This window comes from Micromonospora acroterricola, assembly GCF_003172955.1.
GTDB classification, from domain to species: Bacteria; Actinomycetota; Actinomycetes; order Mycobacteriales; family Micromonosporaceae; genus Micromonospora; species Micromonospora acroterricola.
The window spans coordinates 1-3699 of the sequence record NZ_QGKR01000041.1; the positions used below are offsets into that span (position 1 = coordinate 1).

Genomic DNA, 3699 nt, shown 5'->3' on the forward strand with positions numbered 1-3699 from the left:
GATCCATCCGGTGGCCGGCCCTGCCGGCCACGCCCGGCCCGGCCGCCCCCGCCACGATGGCGACCGGCGCCGGTGCTCCCACCCGGGAGCACCGGACCTCACCACCACCACATCCCGGTCGCACCATCGCAGAAAAGGGGGATCGCCGTGAACGATCTCTTCACCTGGGCCGCCCTGGGCAGCCTCGCCGGCGCGAGCGCCGCCACCCTGTTGGCCACCAACGTCATCGGCGGGCTGATCGGCCCCAGCGGCGACAAGGCCCGCAAGTGGATCGCCATCGGCATCGCGCTGCTGCTGTCCTACGTGACGGCGGCGTTCGCCGACGAGGCCGGCGGCGAGAAGTGGATCATCGCGTTCTTCAACGCGCTGGTCATCTTCTCGGCCGCACTCGGCGTCAACCAGTTCCCGCCCGGCAACCGGCAGGCGACCCAGGCGTCGCCGACCCAGCTCGCGCAAGGTCGCGAGCCCCGCATCCTCCGCTCCTGGGTCTGAGGAGTGACATCATGATCTTCGGAATCGTCAGTGCGGCGGTCCAGGTCGGCTTCGGCGCTGCGCTCGGCCTCCTGGCCGGCGGCCCCGTCGGGCTGCTGATCGGCGCCGTCGTGGGCCTGCTCGTCGGCGCGGTCTTCGGCTGGGCGGTGGCCTCCGCCGGGGTGTACGCGTCGGACGCCCGCGGCATCTTCCTCTTCGTCGTCGACCACACGTGGAGCCTGCTCAACACGGTCGTCGGGGCGATCTACCTGACTGTGCACCTGATCTTCGGGCACTCCCTGGACCGGCCCACCTCCCAGGCCAGCGGCCGGGTCAGCGTGGTGGAGGGGGTCTCGCCCCGCTACGCCACCACCATCGGCACCGTCTGCGCCGGCTCCAGCCCGGGCATCCAGCGCCACGAGGACGTGCACATCTTCCAGGGCCGCCTGCTCGGCCCGCTCTACATCCCGCTGGTGCTCGCGAACTACGTGCTGTTCACCATCGCGCCGGTGTGGCTGCTCTACCACGACCACACCAACGCGCCGATCAACCGTTTCACCCGCTACTTCGAGATCGGCGTCTACCCGCACGTGTGGAACGAGGCCATCGCGTACCGGATCCAGGGGACGCCGCCGCGATGAGCACCGACGGGCGCGGACCGATCGAGACCGCCACCGCCGAGCTGGCCGCCTGGCTGACCAGCGCGGCGGGGGAACCCGTCCCGATCGGCCCGCCCCGCACCGACGGCGACGCCGCCGGGCTCACCCTCTGGCCCCTCGAACTGCGCCCGGCCCGGCAGACCCGCTCCAGCGGGGCGGTCCGCGAGCCGTACCGCTTCACGGTCCGCTACCTGCTCTGTGTGACCGGACCGGCCGGGCTGCCGCGGCTCGACCGGGTGCTCACCGCCGCCACCGGCGACGCCCGCTACCCGGTCGTGTTGGAGGCCGGCGAGGCACCGCTGTGGAGCGCGTTCGGCACCGCGCCACGCCCGGCGCTGCTCATCGACGTGCCGGCACAGGTGGACCACCCCACCCCCGCCGCGCCGCCGGTGCTGCGACCGCTGCGGCTGCGGCAACTGGGGCTGCGCACGCTCGCCGGCCGGGTGGTCGGCCCCGAGGACCAACCCCTCGCCGCGATGCGGGTCGAGCTGCCCGGCACGGCGTCGGCCACCCGCACCGGCACCGACGGTCGGTTCCTGATCGTCGGCGTACCGCACGACCCCGAGCACCCGGGCCCGGTCCGGCTCCGCCTGACCGGGCGCGGGCTCGTGCTCACCGCCGACGTCGACCCCGCCGACCCCGACATCGTCATCGTCTGCGCGCCACCGACCCACTGACGCCCACCCGCACAGGAGGACCGATGCCCAGCTACTTCTCCCCCGGCATCTACGTCGAGGAGGTCCCGAGCGGCGCCCGACCGATCGGGCCGGCGAGCACCAGCATCGCCGCCTTCGTCGGCGTCGCCCCGGACCGCTCCGCCCACCTGGGCAGGGCGGTGCCGGTCAACAACTGGACCGAGTTCCTCCGGCTCTTCGCCAGCGGGGAGCAGGCGGAGAGCACCCCGCTGGCCCGCGCGGTGTTCGGCTTCCTGGACAACGGCGGCGCCCGCTGCTGGGTGGTCAACGTCGGCGAGGGCGGCGCGATCAGCGGCACCGGGCAGCGGCGGGGCGGCCTGCAACTCCTGGAGGCGATCGACGAGATCTCCATCATCGCCGCGCCGGGGTTCCACGACGTGGTGGCACACGAGGCGCTGCTGAGCATGGCCGAGCGAACCCGCACGATGGTGGCGATCTGCGACCCGGCGCCCGACATCGACGACATCTCCGCGCTGACCCGGGTCGCCACGCCGTCGTCCGGCAAGCCCCCCAAGCCCGCCGAGGGTTCGGGCGCGTCGACCGCCTCTGGCGGGTCGACCGCCTCTGGCGCCGGCGGTCCTGGCGGCTCCGGTGGGCACGAGGGGGCGGCGTACCGGCCCCGACAGTCGGAGTTCGGCGCGTTCTACTACCCGTGGCTGCGCGTACGCGACCCGATCAGCGGGGAGCTGGAGCTGACCCCGCCCAGCGGCCACCTCGCCGGCATCTGGGCGCGCACCGACGCGCTGCGCGGCGTGCACAAGGCACCGGCCAACGAGCCGGTCCGCGGGGCCGTCGACCTCGGCTACCTGGTCACCCGACCGGAGCACGACGTGCTCAACCCCAAGGGCGTCAACGTGATCCGCTACTTCGCCGGCGAGGGCATCCGGGTCTGGGGCGCCCGTACCCTCGCCGCCGAGGCCAGCGAGTGGCGCTACCTCAACGTACGCCGGCTCAGCATCGCCATCGAACAGGCCATCGCCAACGGCACCCGGTGGATGGTCTTCGAGCCCAACGACTTCACCCTCTGGCGCTCGATCCGGCGCGACATCGGGGCGTTCCTGACCCGGGTGTGGCGCGACGGGGCGCTGCTCGGGCGCAGCCCGGAGGAGGCGTTCTTCGTCAAGTGCGACGAGGAGACCAACCCGCCGGAGGTTCGCGACGCGGGCATGGTGATCGCCCACATCGGCATCGCCGTCGTCAAGCCCGCCGAATTCGTGGTGTTCAAGCTGAGCCAGTGGGCCGGCGGCACCGAGACCGAGACGATCGGAGGCTGACATGCCCACCACAGCCACCCCGCAGCCGGGCGCCCCGGTCGACCCGTACCGGGCGTACAACTTCCGGCTGCTCATCAACGGCGTCACCAACGGCCACTTCACCGAGATGAGCGGGCTGGAGGTGAACATCCCCGGCCAGCCGTACCGGGAGCACGGCCTGGGTCGGATGCGCATGGTGCCGGGTCAGGCGGAGTACGAGCCGGTGACGCTGCACTTCGGGCTCACCGCGTCCCGGGAGTTGTGGGACTGGGTGCACGCCACCGCCCAGGGCACGCTCAACCGCCGCAACGTCTCGGTGGTGCTGCTGGACTCCGTCGGCACCGCGGAGGTGCTGCGCTGGAACCTGATCGACGCCTGGCCTACCCGGTGGCGCGGCGCGCATCTCAACACGCTCAGCCACGAGATCGCCATCGCATCGCTGACGCTGCGCTACGAGGGCCTGGAGTTGGAGACCGGCGGTGCCACCGCGCCGACTCCCGCGTAGCTGGCTGGCCGGCCGGTTGCGCTCGGCGGCCGGGGCGGTGCAGCGCCTCGCCGGGCGGATCGAGGCCGCCGGCCCCGGCGGGCACCAGGCGGCGCGCCGGCCGTCGGGCGCCCGCC

At 73.2% G+C, this 3699-nt stretch carries 5 protein-coding genes; all 5 read left to right on the forward strand.

Features of this window, described 5'->3' with window-relative positions; translation table 11 throughout:
- Positions 1 to 147 precede the first annotated feature (147 nt).
- Genes DKT68_RS00465 through DKT68_RS00485 form a run of 5 tightly spaced genes read left to right on the forward strand, consistent with a single transcriptional unit; the run spans position 148 to position 3583 of the window.
- Complete coding sequence (locus DKT68_RS00465; RefSeq protein ID WP_109815471.1) at positions 148 to 492, forward strand: hypothetical protein; 345 nt, start codon at positions 148 to 150, stop codon at positions 490 to 492.
- An 11-nt stretch (positions 493 to 503) separates the two neighbouring features.
- Positions 504 to 1112 (forward strand): glycine zipper family protein, encoded by a 609-nt coding sequence (locus DKT68_RS00470; RefSeq protein WP_109815472.1) that lies wholly within the window; start codon positions 504 to 506, stop codon positions 1110 to 1112.
- Positions 1109 to 1807, forward strand: coding sequence for a carboxypeptidase-like regulatory domain-containing protein (locus DKT68_RS00475; protein ID WP_109815473.1), 699 nt, complete (start codon positions 1109 to 1111; stop codon positions 1805 to 1807). The genes DKT68_RS00470 and DKT68_RS00475 overlap by 4 nt, the downstream gene beginning before the upstream one ends.
- Positions 1808 to 1830: 23 nt before the next feature.
- On the forward strand, positions 1831 to 3099 hold the full coding sequence (locus DKT68_RS00480) for a phage tail sheath family protein (protein ID WP_109815474.1): 1269 nt from the start codon (positions 1831 to 1833) through the stop codon (positions 3097 to 3099).
- 1 nt (position 3100) lies between these two features.
- Complete coding sequence (locus DKT68_RS00485) at positions 3101 to 3583, forward strand: phage tail protein (protein ID WP_089020755.1); 483 nt, start codon at positions 3101 to 3103, stop codon at positions 3581 to 3583.
- Positions 3584 to 3699 lie beyond the last annotated feature (116 nt).

What these genes read in the sequence shown, in the direction of transcription:
- DKT68_RS00470 (WP_109815472.1), top strand. Translation starts at nt 504, where the DNA reads ATGATCTTCGGAATCGTCAGTGCGGCGGTCCAGGTCGGCTTCGGCGCT.
- DKT68_RS00475 (WP_109815473.1), top strand. Translation starts at nt 1,109, where the DNA reads ATGAGCACCGACGGGCGCGGACCGATCGAGACCGCCACCGCCGAGCTG.
- DKT68_RS00480 (WP_109815474.1), top strand. Translation starts at nt 1,831, where the DNA reads ATGCCCAGCTACTTCTCCCCCGGCATCTACGTCGAGGAGGTCCCGAGC.
- DKT68_RS00485 (WP_089020755.1), top strand. Translation starts at nt 3,101, where the DNA reads ATGCCCACCACAGCCACCCCGCAGCCGGGCGCCCCGGTCGACCCGTAC.